At 73.7% G+C, this 18,709-nt stretch carries 18 protein-coding genes; 11 read left to right on the forward strand and 7 right to left on the reverse strand.

Annotated elements, in window-relative coordinates:
* Window positions 1–154: 154 nt before the first annotated feature.
* The 10 genes from KSE_RS29275 to KSE_RS29320 all read left to right on the forward strand — a co-directional run bounded on the left by KSE_RS29275 (window position 155) and on the right by KSE_RS29320 (window position 13,275).
* A complete protein-coding gene (locus tag KSE_RS29275; RefSeq protein WP_202523348.1) occupies window positions 155–1,534 on the forward strand; it encodes an IS701 family transposase in 1,380 nt (459 codons plus the stop codon).
* Between the two features lie 260 nt (window positions 1,535–1,794).
* A complete protein-coding gene (locus KSE_RS29280; protein ID WP_014138982.1) occupies window positions 1,795–3,711 on the forward strand; it encodes a WD40 repeat domain-containing protein in 1,917 nt (638 codons plus the stop codon).
* Window positions 3,708–4,346, forward strand: a complete 639-nt coding sequence (locus tag KSE_RS29285) for a GTP cyclohydrolase II (protein WP_014138983.1) — start codon at window positions 3,708–3,710, stop codon at window positions 4,344–4,346. The genes KSE_RS29280 and KSE_RS29285 overlap by 4 nt, the downstream gene beginning before the upstream one ends.
* Window positions 4,343–5,293 (forward strand): formylglycine-generating enzyme family protein, encoded by a 951-nt coding sequence (locus tag KSE_RS29290; RefSeq protein WP_014138984.1) that lies wholly within the window; start codon window positions 4,343–4,345, stop codon window positions 5,291–5,293. The genes KSE_RS29285 and KSE_RS29290 overlap by 4 nt, the downstream gene beginning before the upstream one ends.
* Complete coding sequence (locus KSE_RS29295) at window positions 5,290–6,384, forward strand: pyridoxal-phosphate dependent enzyme (protein ID WP_014138985.1); 1,095 nt, start codon at window positions 5,290–5,292, stop codon at window positions 6,382–6,384. The genes KSE_RS29290 and KSE_RS29295 overlap by 4 nt, the downstream gene beginning before the upstream one ends.
* Complete coding sequence (locus tag KSE_RS38850) at window positions 6,368–7,102, forward strand: class I SAM-dependent methyltransferase (RefSeq protein WP_014138986.1); 735 nt, start codon at window positions 6,368–6,370, stop codon at window positions 7,100–7,102. The genes KSE_RS29295 and KSE_RS38850 overlap by 17 nt, the downstream gene beginning before the upstream one ends.
* Window positions 7,102–8,046, forward strand: coding sequence for an isopenicillin N synthase family dioxygenase (locus KSE_RS29305; RefSeq protein WP_014138987.1), 945 nt, complete (start codon window positions 7,102–7,104; stop codon window positions 8,044–8,046). Before KSE_RS38850 ends, KSE_RS29305 begins: the two co-directional genes overlap by 1 nt.
* Window positions 8,043–8,615, forward strand: coding sequence for a serine O-acetyltransferase EpsC (gene epsC / locus KSE_RS29310; protein WP_014138988.1), 573 nt, complete (start codon window positions 8,043–8,045; stop codon window positions 8,613–8,615). Before KSE_RS29305 ends, epsC begins: the two co-directional genes overlap by 4 nt.
* Window positions 8,590–8,910 (forward strand): hypothetical protein, encoded by a 321-nt coding sequence (locus KSE_RS41515; protein ID WP_014138989.1) that lies wholly within the window; start codon window positions 8,590–8,592, stop codon window positions 8,908–8,910. The genes epsC and KSE_RS41515 overlap by 26 nt, the downstream gene beginning before the upstream one ends.
* A 669-nt stretch (window positions 8,911–9,579) precedes the next feature.
* Window positions 9,580–13,275 carry a multifunctional oxoglutarate decarboxylase/oxoglutarate dehydrogenase thiamine pyrophosphate-binding subunit/dihydrolipoyllysine-residue succinyltransferase subunit gene (locus tag KSE_RS29320; RefSeq protein ID WP_014138990.1) on the forward strand — a complete coding sequence of 1,232 codons (3,696 nt, stop codon included), beginning with the start codon at window positions 9,580–9,582 and terminating at the stop codon, window positions 13,273–13,275.
* Between the two features lie 87 nt (window positions 13,276–13,362).
* Here KSE_RS29320 and KSE_RS29325 read toward each other — a convergent pair whose 3' ends face one another.
* The 7 genes from KSE_RS29325 to KSE_RS29355 form a co-directional block, all read right to left on the reverse strand.
* Window positions 13,363–14,100: a hypothetical protein gene (locus tag KSE_RS29325; RefSeq protein WP_014138991.1), complete on the reverse strand. Its 738-nt coding sequence runs from the start codon at window positions 14,098–14,100 to the stop codon at window positions 13,363–13,365.
* Window positions 14,101–14,114: 14 nt separating this feature from the next.
* Window positions 14,115–14,792 carry a pentapeptide repeat-containing protein gene (locus KSE_RS38855; RefSeq protein ID WP_014138992.1) on the reverse strand — a complete coding sequence of 226 codons (678 nt, stop codon included), beginning with the start codon at window positions 14,790–14,792 and terminating at the stop codon, window positions 14,115–14,117.
* Between the two features lie 87 nt (window positions 14,793–14,879).
* Window positions 14,880–15,110, reverse strand: coding sequence for a multiple cyclophane-containing RiPP AmcA (gene amcA / locus KSE_RS29335; protein ID WP_014138993.1), 231 nt, complete (start codon window positions 15,108–15,110; stop codon window positions 14,880–14,882).
* Window positions 15,107–16,291 carry a cyclophane-forming radical SAM peptide maturase AmcB gene (amcB, locus tag KSE_RS45955; RefSeq protein ID WP_063747519.1) on the reverse strand — a complete coding sequence of 395 codons (1,185 nt, stop codon included), beginning with the start codon at window positions 16,289–16,291 and terminating at the stop codon, window positions 15,107–15,109. Before amcB ends, amcA begins: the two co-directional genes overlap by 4 nt.
* An 85-nt stretch (window positions 16,292–16,376) precedes the next feature.
* Window positions 16,377–17,231, reverse strand: coding sequence for a helix-turn-helix domain-containing protein (locus KSE_RS29345; protein ID WP_014138995.1), 855 nt, complete (start codon window positions 17,229–17,231; stop codon window positions 16,377–16,379).
* A 36-nt stretch (window positions 17,232–17,267) separates the two neighbouring features.
* Entirely contained in the window at window positions 17,268–17,789 is a 522-nt protein-coding gene (locus KSE_RS29350; protein ID WP_014138996.1) for a DUF6879 family protein, read from the reverse strand.
* Entirely contained in the window at window positions 17,761–18,003 is a 243-nt protein-coding gene (locus tag KSE_RS29355) for a hypothetical protein (RefSeq protein WP_014138997.1), read from the reverse strand. The genes KSE_RS29350 and KSE_RS29355 overlap by 29 nt, the downstream gene beginning before the upstream one ends.
* A gap of 329 nt (window positions 18,004–18,332) precedes the next feature.
* Between KSE_RS29355 and KSE_RS29360 the strand changes: the two genes are divergently transcribed.
* Window positions 18,333–18,674: a hypothetical protein gene (locus tag KSE_RS29360; RefSeq protein WP_051055417.1), complete on the forward strand. Its 342-nt coding sequence runs from the start codon at window positions 18,333–18,335 to the stop codon at window positions 18,672–18,674.
* Window positions 18,675–18,709: the final 35 nt, after the last annotated feature.

The raw sequence follows: 18,709 nt of genomic DNA on the forward strand, positions 1-18,709 counted from the left end.
GGCGTTACTGCCCAAAGGTCGCACTTCCCCCGCGTGAGGCCAGTTCGGTCCCGCGATCCTATTCGATCGCCCAACCGGTCGGTAACGGAAAAGGAAGGACACGGGAACGCCCCGTCCCAGTCTGCAATCAGGACCCAGGACACATGGAGCACTGATGACGACTTCTCCCCTCGGGGTGGTGGCAAGGCCCTCCGGTGACGGGACCGGACTCGCGGCAGCACGACGGGCGGTCCCCCACGACCGCCGCCCGGCCGGCCCGGACTCCTCGGCGGACCCCGCGACGGACTCCCCGGCGGCCCGGGCGGCCGCCGCCAGGCGTACGGGTGCCGGCCGGACGGACGCCGCCGACCAGGCGGACGTCGACGGCGTCTTCGGCGAACTGACCTCGACCCTGTTCGCCTCGCTGCGCCGCAGCGACCAGCGCGCCCGCGGCGAGCAGTACATCCAGGGCCTGCTGCGGGCCGAGGGGCGCAAGTCGATCCGCAACCTGGCCAGCGCGGTCGGCGGGGCCGGCACCGAGCAGTCCCTGCACCACTTCGTCTCCTCCTCCACCTGGGACTGGGTGCCGATGCGCCGCGCGCTGGCCGCCCACCTGGAGCGCACCCAGCAGCCGCGGGCCTGGGTGCTGCAGTCGATGCCGATCGCCAAGTCCGGCGACCACTCGGTCGGCGTCGACCGGCGGTTCGTCTCCGACCTCGGCCACTCCGTGCGCGGCCAGCACTCCTTCGGGGTCTGGTTCGCCGGCGAGGAGATGAGCGCCCCGGTCAACTGGCGGCTGTTCCTGTCCGACGCCTGGCTGGAGGACGAGCACCGCCGCCACCAGGCCGACATCCCCGACACCGTCGACCAGGAGTCGATGGCCCAGTGCGGCGCCTCCGCCGTGCTGGAGACGCTCCGCTGGAACGTCCGGCCCAGACCGGTCGTGCTGCCCTCCCGGGACTGCGTGGCCGGCTCGGTGCTCAGCACCCTGCGCGGCGCCAACCTCCCGGTGGTGGCCCGGCTCCAGCCCGGTGACCCGCTGCTGGTCGCCGACCCGGCGATGCCCGGCTACGGCGCCGGGCCGGTGCAGGCCGCCCGGATGCTGCAGGCGGTGCGCGGGCTGCGCCGCCCGGTCGAGTGGACCGACCACTTCCCCGGCGGCTCGGTCGACCGGGCCGCGCTGGTCGCCGGCATCCGGGTCACCCTCCCGCAGGCCGGCCGGCGGGAGCGGCCCGCCGCCACCGCCGCCGCCACCGCCTCCTCCGCCTGGGGCGCCGCCCAGCAGTGGCTGCTGTTCGGCGAGTGGGAGCACCCGGACCGGCCGCCGACCGAGCTCTGGCTCACCGACCTGACCGACCGCTCGCTGGAGAACGTGGTCGGCCTGGCCAAGCTCAGCCGGCGGGTGGTGCGGGACTCCGCCGAGACCGGCGAGCAGGTCGGCCTGCGGGACTTCGTCGGCCGCTCCTACCAGGGCTGGCACCGCCACCTCACGCTCGCCTCGGCCGCGCACGCCGCCGCGATGTCGGCCGCGCTGGCCCGCGGCGGCGCGGCCTGACCCGACCCGACCCGACCCGGGTCGACCCCACCCGGCCCGGCCCCCGTTCCCGGCACGTTCCCGGCAGCGGTGACCACGCCGCCGAAATTCGTCCGCGCACCGAAATCCCCCGGACCCGAAACGGGCCGGGGAAAGCCGCCGACCCGCCGGACCAGCAGGCCGAACACGGTCGGCGGGCCGGCCGAAATCCCCTCGCCAGCGCCCCGGACGAATTCCGCGGGCGATCCGAAATACACCCTCCAGATAAGGAACCACACAGCGTGCGCACCATCGACATCCCGCGCAGCGGGACCGGCCACTCGGCGCCGATCACCCACGTGGCGTTCAGCCCCGACGGGCAGCGCCTCGCCACCTGCTCCTACGACGGCACCGTCATCGTCTGGAACACCGCCGACCCGGCCCGCCCCACCGAGCTGGCCACGCTGAGGCACCGCCGACTGGTCAACGCCTCCGCCTGGAACCCGGCCGAGCCGACCCTGCTGGCGACCGCCTCGGCCGACAAGACCGTCGCCGTCTGGCGGGTGCCCGAGCGCGGCCCGGCCGTCCTGCTGCAGGTGCTGGCCCGGCACACCGACGACATCAACTCGGTGGCGTGGCTGCCCGACGGCGAGCGGCTGATCTGCGTCTCCGAGGACGGCCGGGCCACCATGTGGTCCGTCCCGGACGGCGGCTTCCTGGCCGAGGTCGGCTCGCACGAGGCGCACTGCATGATGGTCTCGATCAGCGTCGAGGGCCTGGTCGCCACCGTCGGCGAGGACGGCCTGGTCGCGGTCGGCGACCCGGACCGCCCGGGCGAGCCGCGCCGCCGCCACTACGACTCCTCGATCGAGGGCTGCGGCTGGTCCCGGGCCGGCGACCTGCTCGCGGTGGCCCGCGACGACGGCGCGGTCGACCTGCTGACCCGCGAGCTCGACCACGTCCGCACCGTGGAGGTCTCCAGCTCGGCCGCCCGCGCCGTCGACTGGTCCGAGGACGACAGCGTCTTCGTGGTCGGCGCCTACGACGGCTCGCTGCACTGGTTCGACCGCGACGGCACCCGGCTGCACCGGGTCGACGACCGCCGGGTCTGGCCGCGCTCGGTCGCCGCCGCGCACGGCCTGGTCGCCGCCGGCAGCTTCCGCAACGCCCCGCACCTGTACGCGCTGGACGACGGCCGCGAACTCTCCGGCCCCGACCGGGCCACCCACGGCCCCAACGCGCTGGCCGCCCGCGCCGGCGAACTGCTGGTCGGCTGCGACAGCGGCACCGTCTTCGCCGTCCGCACCGACACCGCCGGCGACCGCCCCGAGGTGCGCGCGCTCGACCTCACCGACGGACCGATCCTCTCGCTGGCCACCGACGGCGACACCGTCTACGCCGGCACCTACTCCGGGCACGTGATCCGCCACGACGGCACCACCCGCACCGTCAGCGGCCAGCTCGGCGCCCCGCTGCCCTCGCTGGCGGTGGACGGCGGCGCCCTGGTGGCCGGCACCTACAACGGCGAACTGCTGCTCCTCGACCCGGACACCCTCGACCTGCGCGAGCGGATCGAGGCGCACGGCGGCTCGGTCAAGTCGCTCGCCCCGCTGCCCGGCGGCGGCTTCCTCTCCGCCGCCACCGACCGCACCGTCGCGGCCGGCCCGCCGCACGAGCGCGACCTGCTCTGGGTGCACGGCAACCTGGTCAACGCCGTCGCCGGACTGCACGGCGCGGTCGCCGCCAGCGCCTCCCGCGACCACACCGTCAAGGTCGGCCGGATCTCCCGGACCCCGGACGGCGCCTGGGTCGGCGAGCAGGTGCAGACCCTGCTCGGCCCGGACGAGTCGGTCAAGTGCGTCGGCCTGCTCGGCGACGCGGACCGCCCCACCGTGCTGGCCGGCTCCTACGACTTCGGCCTCTACGCCTGGCAGGTCGACTGGGACGACTCGGTCGGCACCCTCGCCTCCGGCCGGGTGCTCGCCGAGTTCGCCCAGGGCCTGTCCTGCATGCTCCCGCTCGACGCCGGCCGGGTCGCGGTGGCCGGCTGGGACGGCCGGATCGTCCTGGTCGGCCAGGACGCCGACGGCACCGCCCGGATCGAACGCACCCTGCACGTCGGCGAACTCGCCGCGACCGCCGAGACCGCCGACCGCACCGACCGCACCGAGACCGCCCTGACCGCCCTGACCGCCGAGCCGGTGGAGGCCGCCGCGTGAACGCCACCATCCACACCCTCCCGGTGCCCACCAGCGTCCGCGCCCGGGTCCCGATCACCCTCACCCGGGCCGCCGGCCGCCGCGCCGAACTGGTCACCTTCCACGACCTGCCCGACGGCGAGGAGCACCTCGCCTGCCTGGTCCCGGCCGCCCCCGGCGACCGCGCCCCGCTGGTCCGGCTGCACAGCGAGTGCCTCACCGGCGACGTCCTCGGTTCGGAGCGCTGCGACTGCGGCCCGCAGCTCGACGAGGCGATGCGGCTGATCGCCGCCGAGGGCGGCGCCGTCCTCTACCTCCGCCAGGAGGGCCGCGGCATCGGCCTCTACAACAAGCTCGACACGTACGTCCTGCAGGAGCACGTCGACACCTTCACCGCCAACCGGATGATCGGCCGCGGCGACGACGAGCGCGACTACACGGCCGCCGCCGCGATGCTCCGGGCGCTCGGCCTGACCCGGATCCGGCTGCTCACCAACAACCCCGACAAGGTGCGCGAACTGCGCGCCCACGGCATCGAGGTCGCCGAGGTCGTCCCGACCGGCACCCACCTCACCGCCGAGAACGCCCGCTACCTGGCCGCCAAGGCCGAACTCGGCGGACACACCCTCGCCCTGCTCCAGGAGGCCGCCGTATGAGGCTCGACGAGATCGCCGACTCCCCGCACTTCACCGAGCACGCCGACCTGGCCCCCGCCAGGACCGGCGCGCTGCCCGCCGACCCCACCCCCGAGCGGCTGGCCGCCGCCGTCGAGGACCCCCGGCTGCCGCTCGCCGACCGGCTCGCCGCCGGCGCCGTCCTCGCCCTGGTCGGCGACCCGCGGATCGGCCCCGCCCCCGCCGCCCGCTTCGTCCCCGGCGCCACCGTCACCATCGGCCTGCCCGCCGACGAGGTCGGCCACGTCACCCGGGCCTGGGAGCACGTCGGCGTCGAGGACTCCTGGATCGCCAAGGAGACGCCCGAGCACACCGTCGAGCTCGCCGACTACTGGATCGCCGCCTACCCCGTCACCAACGGCGAGTACCGCGCGTTCCTCGCCGACACCGGCCGCCCCGGCCGCCCCACCACCTGGTACCTGGGCGCCTACCCGTGGGACCGCGCCAACCACCCGGTGGCCGGGATCCGCCCCGAGGACGCCGACGCCTACGCCCGCTGGCTCACCGACCGCACCGGCCACCCCTGGCGGCTGCCCACCGAGGCCGAGTGGGAGCACGCCGCCAAGGGCCCCGACGGCCGACCCTTCCCGTGGCCCGGCGGCTTCGACCCGGACGCCGCCAACACCCGGGAGACCGGCGTGCACACCACCACCCCCGTCGGCGCCTTCCCGGCCGGCCGCTCCCCGTTCGGCGCCCACGACATGGGCGGCAACGTCGAGGAGTTCGTCGCCGACGACTACGCCCCCTACCCCGGCGGCCCGTACGTCGACGACCACCTCGTCCAGTCGATGGGCGGCTACCGGATCGCCCGCGGCGGCTCGTTCTCCCGCTTCGGCGACCTGACCCGCACCCGGCGCCGGCACGGCGCCTTCCCCGGCCCGCTCTACCCGGTCGGCTTCCGGCTCGCCACCTCCGAGCGGCCGTCATGACCGCGCTCCCCGACACCACCCGCGCCCCCGCCACCGCCCGCTACCCCGACGCCGCCGCCTCCTTCCCCGACATCACCCGCGCCCTCGCCGCCCGGGCCCCCGGCCCGGCCGACCTCGACGCCCCGTTCGCCCCGCTGGAAGCCGAGGCGCACCGGCTGCTGCCCGGCCTCGCCACCCTCGGCCGCGGCCTCGGCGGCACCCCGCTGGTCCCCGTCCCCAGCCAGGAGGGCCGCGGCCGGGTCTGGCTGAAGACCGAAGCCGCCAACACCTCCGGCACCGTCAAGTCCCGCACCGCGTACGCCCTGCTCTGCGCCGCCGTCGCCCGGGCCGGCCGCCCCGACGTCCGGCTCGTCGAGTACTCCGGCGGCAGCCTCGCCCTCGCCCTCGCCGAGTTCTGCGGCGAACTCGGCGTCGACCTGCACCTGGTCGTCCCGCACGGCTCGCCCGACCGGCTCACCACCGCCCTCGCCCGGCACGGCGCCGAGGTCAGCCGCGGCCGCCCCGGCACCGGCTTCCTCGGCGCCATGGACGAGGCCGTCCGGGTCGCCGAACGCGACGGCCGCCACCTGCTGCTCCAGCACTGCGCCGCCGAGGCGGCCGCCGTGCACCGCGAGCGGACCGGCCGGGAGATCACCGCCCAGCTCGCCGCGCACGGCGTCCGGGCCGACGTGCTGGCCGCCGCGGTCGGCTCCGGCGGCAGCCTGCTCGGCACCGCCCAGGCCCTCGCCGCCGCCAACCCCGCCCTGCGCGCCCTCGCCGTCTTCCCCTCCGAAGCCCCCTACGGCGACCCGCGCGAACCCGGCACCGCCCGCCGGATGCCCGGCACCGGCGGCCTCGGCCTCGGCCTGCGCCAGCCGCTGCTCGCCGCCGCCGCGACCGGCATCGAGTTCACCACCGTCGCCTATCCGCAGGCGCTCTACGCCATGCGCACGCTCCGCGCCGAACACGGCATCGCCGTCTCCGGCAGCGGCGCCGGCGCCTGGCTGCGCGCCTCGGCGGCCATCGACCAGGGCCCGCAGGGCCGCAACGCAGTCGCGGTCGTCGCCGGCCGCGGGACACCCGAGGAGTGGGAGCATGCCTCAGCTCTCTGACCGCGCCGCGCAGCTCGCGGCGGACCCCGCCGAGTACGCCGCCGACGCCGTCGACGCCGAGTACGCCGCCTACCGGCGGACCGTCGAAGCGTCGTTCCGGGAGTGGTACGCCGACTCCCGGGACTCCTGGACCCACCACGTCACCAACGAGCGGGTCACCCACTTCGCCCTCGCCGCCGCCCCCACCACCGGCCTCGACCCCGACCGCCCGCCCCGCGTCCTCGACGTCGGCTGCGGCCGCGGCCGGCAGACCGCCGTCCTCGCCGAACGGCTCGGCGCCGACGCCACCGGCCTCGACCTGCTCGACGTCTGGGACACCGTCCCGCCCGCCGCCGGAACCGCCCGCTTCCACCAGGGCGACTTCCTCGACTACCGCGGCCCGGCCGTCGACCTGCTGGTCGACAACGGCTGCCTGCACCACCAGCGCCGCGAGGACTGGCCCGGCTGGGCCGCCCACACCCGCGCCCTGCTGCGCCCCGGCGGCTCCCTGGTGGTCAGCGTCTTCCTCAGCCCCGACGGCGAGGTCAGCGAGCACCTGCTCGCCGACGGCCGGCACAACTGGTGGCTGCCCGAGGACTCGGTGACCGCGCTGTTCGCCGCCCAGGGCCTCACCCCGACCGGCCGGCTGGAGATCGACCGCGACTTCGCCTACCAGGGCCTGCACCTCAAGTACCTGGCGCTGTCCTTCGCGGCCCCGCTGGACGGGGAGGCCCGCTGATGCTCCGCGAGATCGACCTGCGCGCCCCCGGCGACCACGCCCACCTGCGGGCCGCCCTCCGGGACGGCTTCTTCCTGGTCCGCAACACCGTCCCGGACGGCCTGCTGGACGAGGCGTACGGCCTGCTCGGCGACTTCTTCCGGCTGCCCGCCGAGCAGAAGGCCGCCTGCCAGGTGCCCGGCAGCAACGGCCAGTCCGGCTACCTGCCGCCGCTGGTCGAGACCGCCGAGAAGGGCGCCGCCCCCGACTGGAAGGAGCTCTTCCACTGGGGCGCCGCACTGCCCGCCGCCCACCCGCTGCGCGAGCGCTACCCCGCCCGCTACCGCGAACCGTACTTCCCCGACCACCTGGTGCCCGGCATCGGCAAGGCGCTCACCGAACTGCACACCAGGATGCGGGAGTTCCAGCTCGACGTGGTCCGGGTACTGGCCGAACCGCTCGGCGTCCACCCCGACTACTTCACCGAGATGCTGGAGGACGGCCCGGTCGTCAACCGCGCCACCTGGTACCCGCCGATGGACCTCGCCCCCACCGGGCAGCACGTCTGGGCCGTCGAGCACCAGGACTTCGACCTGATCACCGCGCTGCCCCGGGCCACCGCCGCCGGCCTGGAGGTCCTGGTCGACGGCGAGTGGCTGGCCGTCGACGTCCCCGAGGGACACGCCGTGGTCAACGTCGGCATGGTGCTCGACCGGCTCACCGGCGGCCTCGCCCGGGCCGCCGTGCACCGGGTCGTCGCCGCCCCCGGACAGCGCGGCGGCCGGCTCTCCATCGTCCAGTTCTGCCACCCCACCCCCTGGACGGTGCTCACCCCGCTGGCCGTCGCCGGCGCCGAGGGCCGCCCCCAGCGCTACCCGACGCTCACCGCCGGCGACCTGTTCCAGCGCACCATGTACCGGATCAACCGGCTGGACACCCAGCGCGCACCGGCGGCCCGGCCGTGACCGCGCCCCTGCTCCGGCTGCTCCGGCAGGTCCGCGAGGACCTCGACACGGTCCTGGAGCGCGACCCCTCGTGCACCGGCCGGGCCCACGCCCTGCTGCACGCGCCGTGGCAGGGGCTCGCCCTCCACCGGATCGCCCACCACCACTACCGGCGCGGACGGCGGCTGCGCCCCGCCCTGCTCACCTGGATCGGCCGGATCGTCTCCGGCATGGAGATCCACCCCGGCGCCCGGATCGGCCGGCGCGCCTTCATCGACCACGGCTTCGGCGTCGTGATCGGCGAGACCGCCGTCGTCGGCGACGACGTCACCCTCTACCACGGGGTCACCCTCGGCTCCCGGGGCTGGCTCCGCGACGGCCGCGGCGGCGCCCGTCGGCACCCCGTGCTCGGCGACCGGGTGCTGATCGGCACCGGCGCCTCCGTACTCGGCCCGGTCACCGTCGGCGACGACCGGCGGATCCGGGCCCACGCCCTGGTCTCCCAGGACCTCCCCGCCGTGCGCGACACGGCACCCACCCCTCCCACCATCACCAGGAGCACCCATGTCCGTTCGAACCCTGCTTGCTGACCGCGCCCTGCTGCTGAACTCCGAACTCGGCCGCGGCGACTGGACCCCCGGCGCGCTGGAGAGCAGCGTCGCCCGCCGCCTGGCCGGCGACGACACCCTCAACCCGGCCGCCGTCCGCGAAGCCCTCTGGCAGGGCCACGAACCGCTCACCCGCACCAACGACGCCCGCCTCGCCACCCTGCTCGCCGACCTCGCCACCGGCCTGGAGGCCGCCCGGGAGTCCGGCCGCCCCGACCCCGAGGGCGTCGCGGGCGCCCGGGCCGTCCTGGCGGCCGTGGCCGAGACCAACGGCTGACCCCGCCCGGGCCCACCGGAAAAGGATTATCCGCGACACCCGCGAGGAGGCCGGAAAACAAGGGCGCCGAATTCCGTGACGCACACCGGCAGGTACCCATTCACGCCACCGCCGGTCCCGGTCGTCCCCCCACCCGGGTGGGGGCGGGGACAACCGGGACCGGCGGTGGTGCGATGCCACCCGGCCGAGCCGGCCGAACCCGCCGAACCCGCCGGGACGGCGCCGGCCGGCCGCGCGCCGCCGCCGACCGGCCCGCCCAGCGGCACGGGCAACGGGCCGGGCAACGGACCGGACGCCGCCGCCCCGCCGGACGACTCGCCAACCCCCCTGCCCCGCGCGGCCGTTGCGCACCCCCGCAGGCCGCCCCGGGCCGACCCCCGGCCCTTCCGAATCCGCAGATCAGAGCTACAATCGACCCCGTCCGCCGACCGGCGGGCCGGACAGTCGCGACAGCATCGAGGGGAAGACCGGAGATGGCGGCAGATGAGTCGGGTACCGACTCGGCCGCCCCCTACCCGCCCCCCGCCTCCCCGCCGCTGCGCGCCGGTCCCCGCTGCGGCCGGGACCGGGTTGTCGCCGCCCGCGCCCCCGACGAGGTGCCCGGCCGACCGCCGTTTGCGCGGGATAACCTGACCGTCAAGACCGCCGTCACCGGGAGAAGTTGAAGACATGTCCGAAGCAATAGGCCAGGGTTCGGGTTTCGGAACTAACGAATGGCTCGTCGAGGAACTCCGCCAGCAGTACCTCCAGGACCCGTCCTCGGTCGACCGGGCCTGGCGCGACTTCTTCAGCGACGGCCCGACCAGTGCCCCGGCCCCGGTCACCGAGCCCGCTCCGGCTGCTCCCGCTGCCGCCGCCCCGGCCGCCGTCGTGGCTGAGCCCGCCGCGTCCGCCCCCGCGCCTGTCGCCCCCGCGCCCGCCGCCCCGGCGCCCGCCGCCCCCGCGAAGGCCGCCGCCGCGCCGAAGGCCGCCGCTCCGAAGGCCGCCGCGCCGAGCCCGGCCGGTGACGAACTGGTGCAGCTGCGTGGTCCGGCGAAGGCGGTGGCGTCGAACATGGACGCGTCGTTGGAGGTCCCGACGGCGACGTCGGTGCGCGCGGTCCCGGCGAAGCTGTTGATCGACAACCGGATCGTGATCAACAACCACCTGCAGCGCGCCCGTGGCGGCAAGGTGTCCTTCACCCACCTGATCGGCTACGCGCTGGTCCAGGCCGTGAAGGCCAACCCGGGCATGAACCACTCCTACAAGGTGGAGGACGGCAAGTCCTACCTGGTCAAGCCCGAGCACGTGAACCTGGGCCTGGCCATCGACCTGGTCAAGCCCAACGGCGACCGGCAGCTGGTCGTCGCGGCGATCAAGAAGGCCGACACCCTCGACTTCTTCGGGTTCTGGCAGGCGTACGAGGACATCGTGCGCCGGGCCCGCGCCAACAAGCTGACGATGGACGACTTCACCGGCGTGACGGTCTCGCTGACCAACCCCGGCGGCATCGGCACCGTCCACTCGGTGCCGCGCCTGATGCAGAACCAGGGCACCATCGTCGGCGTCGGCGCGATGGAGTACCCCGCCGAGTTCCAGGGCTCCTCCCCGGAGACCCTGGCCCGCCTGGGCATCTCCAAGATCATGACGCTGACCTCGACCTACGACCACCGCGTCATCCAGGGCGCGGCGTCGGGTGAGTTCCTGCGTTCGATCCACCAGCTGCTGCTGGGCGCGAACAACTTCTACGACGAGGTGTTCGAGTCCCTGCGGATCCCCTACGAGCCGGTGCGCTGGGCCACGGACGTGGCCACCACGCACGACGACGAGGTCAACAAGACCGCGCGGGTGATCGAGCTGATCCACTCCTACCGGGTCCGCGGCCACCTGATGGCCGACACCGACCCGCTGGAGTACATGCAGCGCAAGCACCCCGACCTGGACGTCACCACCCACGGCCTGACGCTGTGGGACCTGGAGCGGGAGTTCGCGGTCGGCGGTTTCGGCGGCCAGAAGATGATGAAGCTCCGCGACATCCTGGGCCTGCTGCGCAACACCTACTGCCGCACGGTGGGCATCGAGTACATGCACATCCAGGACCCCGCGCAGCGCCGCTGGCTGCAGGAGCGGTTGGAGAAGCCGTACACGAAGCCGGAGCGCGAGGAGCAGTTGCGGATCCTGCGCCGGTTGAACTCGGCGGAGGCGTTCGAGACGTTCCTGCAGACGAAGTACGTCGGGCAGAAGCGGTTCTCGCTGGAGGGCGGCGAGTCGTTGATCCCGCTGTTGGACGCGACGATCGACGCGGCGGCCGAGCACCGCCTGGACGAGGCCGTGATCGGGATGGCGCACCGCGGGCGGCTGAACGTGCTGGCGAACATCGTGGGCAAGCCGTTCGGGAAGATCTTCGGGGAGTTCGAGGGGAACCTGGACCCGAAGTCGATGCACGGTTCGGGTGACGTGAAGTACCACCTGGGCTCGGAGGGCACGTTCACCGGCCTGGACGGCGAGACGATCAAGGTGTCGCTGGCGGCGAACCCGTCGCACCTGGAGACGGTGGACCCCGTGGTGGAGGGCATCGCGCGGGCCAAGCAGGACATCCTGGACTTCGGGGGCACCACGTTCCCGGTCCTGCCGATCCAGATCCACGGGGACGCGGCGTTCGCCGGGCAGGGCGTGGTCGCCGAGACGCTGAACATGTCGCAGCTGCGCGGCTACCGCACCGGCGGCACCGTGCACGTGGTCGTCAACAACCAGGTCGGCTTCACCGCCGCCCCCGCCTCCTCGCGTTCGTCGATGTACTGCACGGACGTGGCGCGGATGATCGAGGCGCCGATCTTCCACGTCAACGGCGACGACCCCGAGGCCGTCGTGCGCGTGGCCCGGCTGGCCTTCGAGTTCCGCCAGCAGTTCCACAAGGACGTCGTCATCGACCTGATCTGCTACCGCCGCCGCGGGCACAACGAGGCCGACAACCCGTCCTTCACCCAGCCGTTGATGTACGACCTGATCGACAAGAAGCGCTCGGTGCGCAAGCTCTACACCGAGGCGCTGATCGGCCGCGGCGACATCACCATGGAAGAGGCCGAACAGGCCCTGCAGGACTTCCAGGGCCAGCTGGAGAAGGTCTTCGCCGAGGTCCGCGAGGCCGTCGCCGCCCCCGCTCCCGCCGAGCCGGGCCGGCCGGTCGCCGACTTCCCCGTCTCCCTGCAGACCGGCATCTCCGCCGAGACCGTCAAGCGGATCGCCGCCTCCCAGGTCAACCTCCCCGACTGGCTCACCGTCCACCCCCGCCTGCTCCCGCAGCTGCAGCGACGCGCCGCCTCCATCGAGGACGACACCATCGACTGGGCCACCGGCGAGGCCCTGGCCATCGGCTCCCTCCTCATGGAGGGCCACCCCGTGCGCCTGGCCGGCCAGGACTCCCGCCGCGGCACCTTCGGCCAGCGCCACGCCGTCCTCATCGACCGCAACACCGGCGAGGACTACACCCCGCTGATGTACCTCACCGAGGACCAGGCCCGCTTCACCGTCTACGACTCCCTCCTGTCGGAGTACGCGGCGATGGGCTTCGAGTACGGCTACTCGCTGACCCGCCCCAACGCCCTGGTCATGTGGGAGGCCCAGTTCGGCGACTTCGTCAACGGCGCCCAGACCATGGTCGACGAGTACATCGCCTCCGCCGAGCAGAAGTGGGGCCAGCACTCCGGCGTCACCCTGCTCCTGCCGCACGGCATGGAGGGCCAGGGCCCCGACCACTCCTCCGCCCGCCCCGAGCGCTTCCTGGCCCTGTGCGCGCAGGACAACATGACCGTCGCCATGCCCACCCTGCCCTCCAACTACTTCCACCTGCTGCGCTGGCAGGCCCACAACCCGCACCACAAGCCGCTGATCGTCTTCACCCCGAAGTCGATGCTCCGCCTCAAGGCCGCCGCCTCCGCCGCCTCCGAGTTCCTCACCGGCGCCTTCCGCCCCGTCATCGGCGACCGCACCGTCGACCCCGCCAAGGTCCGCAAGGTCGTCATCACCTCCGGCAAGTTCTACTACGACCTGGAAGCCGCCCGCACCGACCGCGGCGTCACCGACACCGCCATCGTCCGCGTCGAGCGCCTCTACCCCCTCCCGGTCGCCGAACTCCAGGAAGAACTCGCCCGCTACGGCGACGACGTCCAGTTCGTCTGGGCCCAGGAAGAACCCGCCAACCAAGGCGCCTGGCCCTTCATCGCGATGAACCTCGTCGACCACCTCCAGGTCGTCATCGGCCCCACCGGCGGCAACGCCCGCCTGCGCCGCGTCGCCCGCCCCGCCTCCTCCGCCCCCGCCGTCGGCTCCGCCAAGCGCCACACCGCCGAACAGCAGGCACTCATCGAAGAGGTCTTCACCCTCTGACCCCCGACCGGCCACCACCCCGACGCGGCCCCCGACTCCCCCTGCGGAGCCGGGGGCCGCGCCCGTCCGGCCGGCGCTCGGAGAGCCTCAGCGGAAGCAGGAGAAGGCTTCGGGCGGGAAGGAGCCCAGCCAGAACGCCGCCGTGGAGGGCCGGTCGAGGTCGGCTGTGGAGCCGTCGTGCGGGAGGAGTTCGGTGGGTGCGAGGTAGGCGTCGCCGGGCTCCAGGCGCAGCCGGACGCAGGCCGGATCGCCGCCAGTGGCGACGTATCGGCGCAGGTCATCGGTGTGCGGGGCGCGGGTGGTGTGGTCGTCGGGGTGGACGGCCCGGGTGATGTGCCGGGCGTCGTGGTGGCCGAGGATCAGGTAGCGGGGGCCGGGGCCGAGGTTGACGCACAGCCGGCGGCGGGCGAGGTGCCGGCGCGGGTACGGGAGGCGGTCGAAGTTGTCGAGGTGGATGCCGAGTCGGCGGCCGGTGTGGTGGTTGAGCGTGGTGGTGGCCTGGCCGGGCGGGCTGGTGACGGCCCCGAGGAAGTGCACCGGGCCGTCGGCGACTGCGGGCAGCAGGGTGGCGCCGACGGGGGCGGCAAGGGCCCGGTCGAGGTCGAACGCGGCGGGCAGGGAGACGAGTTGGGTGAGGAGGTTGGCGGGGGTGCCGGGGGTGGCGGCCAGGCGGTGGGCGTCGGCCTGGGCGAGGGGCGCCCACTGGCTGCCAGGGGCCACGGCGCCGGGCTCGTAGGCCGGGTCGTGGTTCTCGATGCGCAGGGTTCCCTGCTCGGCGCGGGCGGTCAGCCCGGCCAGGCCGGAGGGCGGGACGGCGATGGGCACGACGGCTCTCCTGATCAGGTCTGGTCGAGCGGTAGGACGGTGGCGTCGAGTTCGGTGAGCAGCGCGCGGGTGAGCTGGTCGGGTTGGGCGGGGTCGAGCAGGACGCCGGTGAGGTGGGCTGTGCCGCTGATGGTGCTCAGCTCGTTGCCGCGCAGGTCGGTGCCGCGGTACTTGCCGCGGTTGAAGGTGGTCTTGTCGAGCGTGCAGTCGCGGAAGAGGGCGTCGGTCAGGTCGCAGCCGGTGAAGACGGCCTCGGTGAGGATGCAGCGGTCGAAGACGAGGGTGCCGGCCGCCCGGACGTTGTCGAAGGTGGCGTAGTCGAGGCGGCAGCCCTCGAAGAGGACGTCACCCAGGGTGACGTTGCTGAGGGTGGCGCCCATGAGGCGGCTACCGGACCAGTGGACCTGGGTGGCGCGGCTGCCGGACCAGGCCAGCGAGGCGATGGTGCTGGCGGTGATCTCGACGGAGGACAGGCGGACGCCTTCGAGGGTGGTGCGCTGGGCGGAGAGGTTGCGGATCCGGCCGGCGAGGAGCGCGGTGTCGATGAGGTCGAGGTCGCGCAGGTCGGTGTCGGCGTAGAGGAAGTCGCGGACGCTGTCGCCGCCGAGGTGGCCGACCGGTCGCAGGTGCCGGTCGGTCGCGTCGAGGCCGGGCAGAGCGACACGGGCGGTGCCGTAGGTGCGGTTCTTCACGGTGCTGCTCCGGGATTCGGGTCGGTGCCGGGCCCGCGGCGGTGCGGGCCCGGCAGGTGCTGCTGATCCTGGCAGGGGCGCGGGCGGCTACCGGTTGTTCGGGAAGTCCGCCCAGGCCGGGCCGTTGTGCCAGTCGCTCCACGGGTTGACGGGGGTGTTGTCCCAGCTCGGGGTGTTGTTCCAGGGGGTGCCGGGGTTGTTGCTCCAGGTCGGCTGGTTGTCCCAGCCTTCGGTGGTCACAGCGGGTACGGCGCGCTGGAGGAGGTGGTCGAGTTCCGGGGAGCCGACTGCCGCGGTGAGGGTGGCGAGGGCGTTCACGCGGTGGTGTCCTTCCGGGTGGTGTCGGCGGCGGCGATCACGAGGGCCTGTTCGGTGGAGCGGCAGTACGCGGTCTCGGTGGCGGTGAAGGTGCCGTGCTCGAAGTAGCGGTTGCCGGCCTGGGAGCCGCGGCAGAAGTCGAAGAAGTCGCAGCTGGTACGGCAGTTGTCCAGGCCAGTGAGGAACTCGGTGACGTAGCGCAGTCGGTGGGCGTCGGCGAGGATCGCGGCGAGCGGCTGCCGCAGGATGTTGCCAGCGCGGAAGTCGTCGTAGGCGGAGGTTCGGGTGTCGGCGAGTTCGGGGCTCAGCAGGACGACGTCGCCGTTCGCGGTGACGGTGGGGATCGGGTCGTGCCGGGCGTCCTCCCACTGCGGGCGGGTACCGTCGCGGGTCATCCGCAGGTAGGAGCCGAGCCGGTCGAGTTCGCGGACGGGCGGTGCGTCGGGACGGTGGTGGCTCCAGGTGAGCACCCGGGCCCAGAAGTCGACGGCGTCGCCGAGGTCGGGTACGGCCCGGCCGGTGTTGACGCCCTCGTACTCCTCGATGTTCAGCCCGATGGACCGGCAGCCCAGGGCGGTGAGGTGGTCGAGCAGCGCCTCGGGCGCGTGCAGGCTCTCCCGGCTGACCACGGAGATCACCGAGAACGGCAGGCCGTACTCGCGCAACGCGCCGATGCCGCGCAGGATCCGGTCGAACGCCGCCCGCCCGGCCCGGTCGACGCGGCGCGCGTTGAGGACGCGCGGACCGTCGACGCTGACCCCGACGCGCACGCCGTGGACGGCGAGCAGGTCGCACCACCGGTCGTCGATCAAGGTGGCGTTGGTCTGGACGGCGTGCTGGACGCGGCCTTCGGCGCGCAGTGATTCGAACGGGGCCAGCAGCTCGGCGAAGCGCACCCGGCCGAGGGTGAGGGGTTCGCCCGCGTGCCAGATGATCCGCACCGGCGGGCCGCTCGCGTCGGTCAGTTCGGTGACCGAGCGGGCGACGGCTGCGGCGACCTCGACGGGCATCGCGTTCTTCACCGCCCGCCCCGGCAGGTAGCAGTAGGAGCAGTCCAGGTTGCAGAAGGTCGTCGGCTGGAGGACGACCTGCCGGGGCCGGTCGCTGATCCACCGCAGGTAGCGGGCCCTGGGGTCGGACGTGGGCGGGCAGGCCACCGGTGTCGTCGGTGCTGGTCGCATCTGGTGCCTCTCCGTGAAGTGGCGATGCCTCGACGCTAGGAGGCGCCGCCTCCCGGGGACCACGATCTTGCGAGTTCTTGCGCACCTAACGGCGGCGGCGGTCGATGGCGGAGGCGATCAGCGCCCGCGCCTCGGCGCCGAAGCGGGCCATGCGGGACAGCTCCGTGAAGACGCCCGCGTACATCTCCAGCTCGTGGCGCTGCGTCAACCGCAGGTGCCCGCTGACCAGTTCGACGGAGGTCTGGACGTCGTCGAACAGGTAGAAGTCCTCCGCCGGGGAGCGGGTGCGGCCGGTCGCCAGGGGGATCACGCCGAGGCTGACCTGCGGCAGGGTGCTCACCGCGATGAGGTGGCCGAGCTGTCCGTCCATCGTCTCCGCGTCGCACACCGCGCCGCGCAGCACCGACTCCTCGACCAGCAGCGCGAACGTCGCGCCGCCGGAGAAGACCATCCTCTGGCGGGCCATCCGGGCCTCCACCGCTGCGTCCACGTCGTCGACGGTGCCGCGGGAGCGTTGGACGGCGCGCAGCACGGCCTCGGTGTAGGCGCGGGTCTGCACCATGCCGGGGATCGTCCGGGAGGCGTAGACGCGGAAGCGGCGGGTTCTGCGGTAGAGGTCGAGGACGGAGTCCTGGGCCTGGCGCAGCCCACCGGCCTCCAGGCGGCGCCACTCGACGTACATCGACTCCACCGCGCGGGAGGCGGCGATCAGCTCCGGGACCTGCTCCTCGGCCCCGCACGCCCGGCACCAGGCCCGAATGTCCGCCTCCGACGGCGCGGCCTTTCCCGCTTGGAGGCGGGAGGTCTTGGCCGGGTTCCAGCCGCACCGGGCCGACAGCTCGTCACCGGTGATCCCGGCATCCCGGCGAAGATCGCGCAGCCGCTCGGCGAGGGCCCTGCGGGCGGCGACGACGCTGGAGGACGGGGTGTAGGGCGGCATGGGGCTGTCGGTCCGGTGCGCTCGTGCTCCTGTTGGTCAGATCGTGTACTTGTCGTGCGGGATCGCCCGGTCCCACACCTGCTCGAAGGCGTCGGCGCAGAGCCGGACGGCCGCCGGGTCCTCGGTGAGCTCCCCGCCGAGGGAGTCACCGTCGCCGGAGAAGTGCCCCCAGCGCACCAGTCGACCGTCGAACAGCCAGAAGTCGTTGCCCGGCAGGGGGATGTCGCCGGCGTTGCGCCGCGGCAGCCACCGCACCTGCTCCCCGGCCGCCACGTTGGGGAACGTCACGTCGTACTCATAGCGGATGTACTCGCTGACCGGCTCGGACACGATCCGGGCCCGGCGGATCTCCACGCCGCGTCCGACGGTCTCGGCGATGACGTCCAGCCAGGGCCGCCACCACGACGCCCGGTCGGCAGGGTCCAGCCGGTGCCCGTCCCGCCAGGCGCGCAGCGCGGGGTCGTCCTGCATGTACCCGTCGCGCATCTCCAGATGGAGCGCGGAGCGGACGGTGCCCCGCAGCAGTTCGTCAATCCTCGTCGTCGCGCTCGGCGACATCCAGTGCCTCCCTGATCGCCTGCGCGAGCCGCGCCGGCACGCGGACGACGGCCTCGTGCTCGGGGATCGGGCCGGTCACCCGGCACTCGGCCTCCGTCTCCGCGTCGGCCTTCCACCCCTGGATCACCAGGTCCTTCGTCTCCTCGTCCACCCAGATCGTCGGCGAGTCGCCATCCGGGCTGTTCGGGTCCTTCCCCATGAACGTTAGCCGCATCTGCTCCCCTTGCGATCGTCGGTTGCGAGATCTCGCGATGGCCTCCCATGCTGCCCGCGACCGATCGCGTACAGCAGGGCGATTCGGGCCAACTCTGCCGGCTCCCGCCACGACTGCGCGGCGCGGCTGGGCGGATGATCAGCAGCCGGTCGTATCGGCGTTCCTCGAAACTCCCGGCAGAGCCGGGGGCTTCCCTTCTCGCGGTAGACGGGCCCGACAGCGCCCGGCCGCCGATCATCGACGGCGTGCGTCTGGCTGCTGCTTGAGGTGCCTTTGACGACGGCCTGAAGTCGATTGCCGGGTGCCTGAGAGTGCGCGACCATCGTCGGATGAGTACGGACACGGACGAGGGGCGGAAGCTGGCACGGGTTGTGCAGACGTGTTCCGCATACCCGTCACAGTGGGATGCCTGGACGGCGGACGGCCAGTACCTGTATCTCCGATACCGGCATGGTGAGGGCAGCGTCGAGTGGCATCCCGGCCCTGACTTCGACGACGGCCCGGAGTCTTGGAACGAGGGCCGCTCGGGACTCCTGATCGAGTGGGACGACGGCACCGACGGCGGCATCATCGGCCTTGAAGACTTCCTCGCGGCAGCGGGCTTGGTGCTGGCCCCGGGCGCCACAGTGCCCGAACCCCCGTGGCACGCGGTCAGGTCCGAAGCCGGATGACCAGGGCGGCCGCGGTGACGGTGCCGAGGAAGACG

Origin of the sequence: Kitasatospora setae KM-6054 (assembly GCF_000269985.1) — a bacterium.
GTDB classification, from domain to species: domain Bacteria; phylum Actinomycetota; class Actinomycetes; order Streptomycetales; family Streptomycetaceae; genus Kitasatospora; species Kitasatospora setae.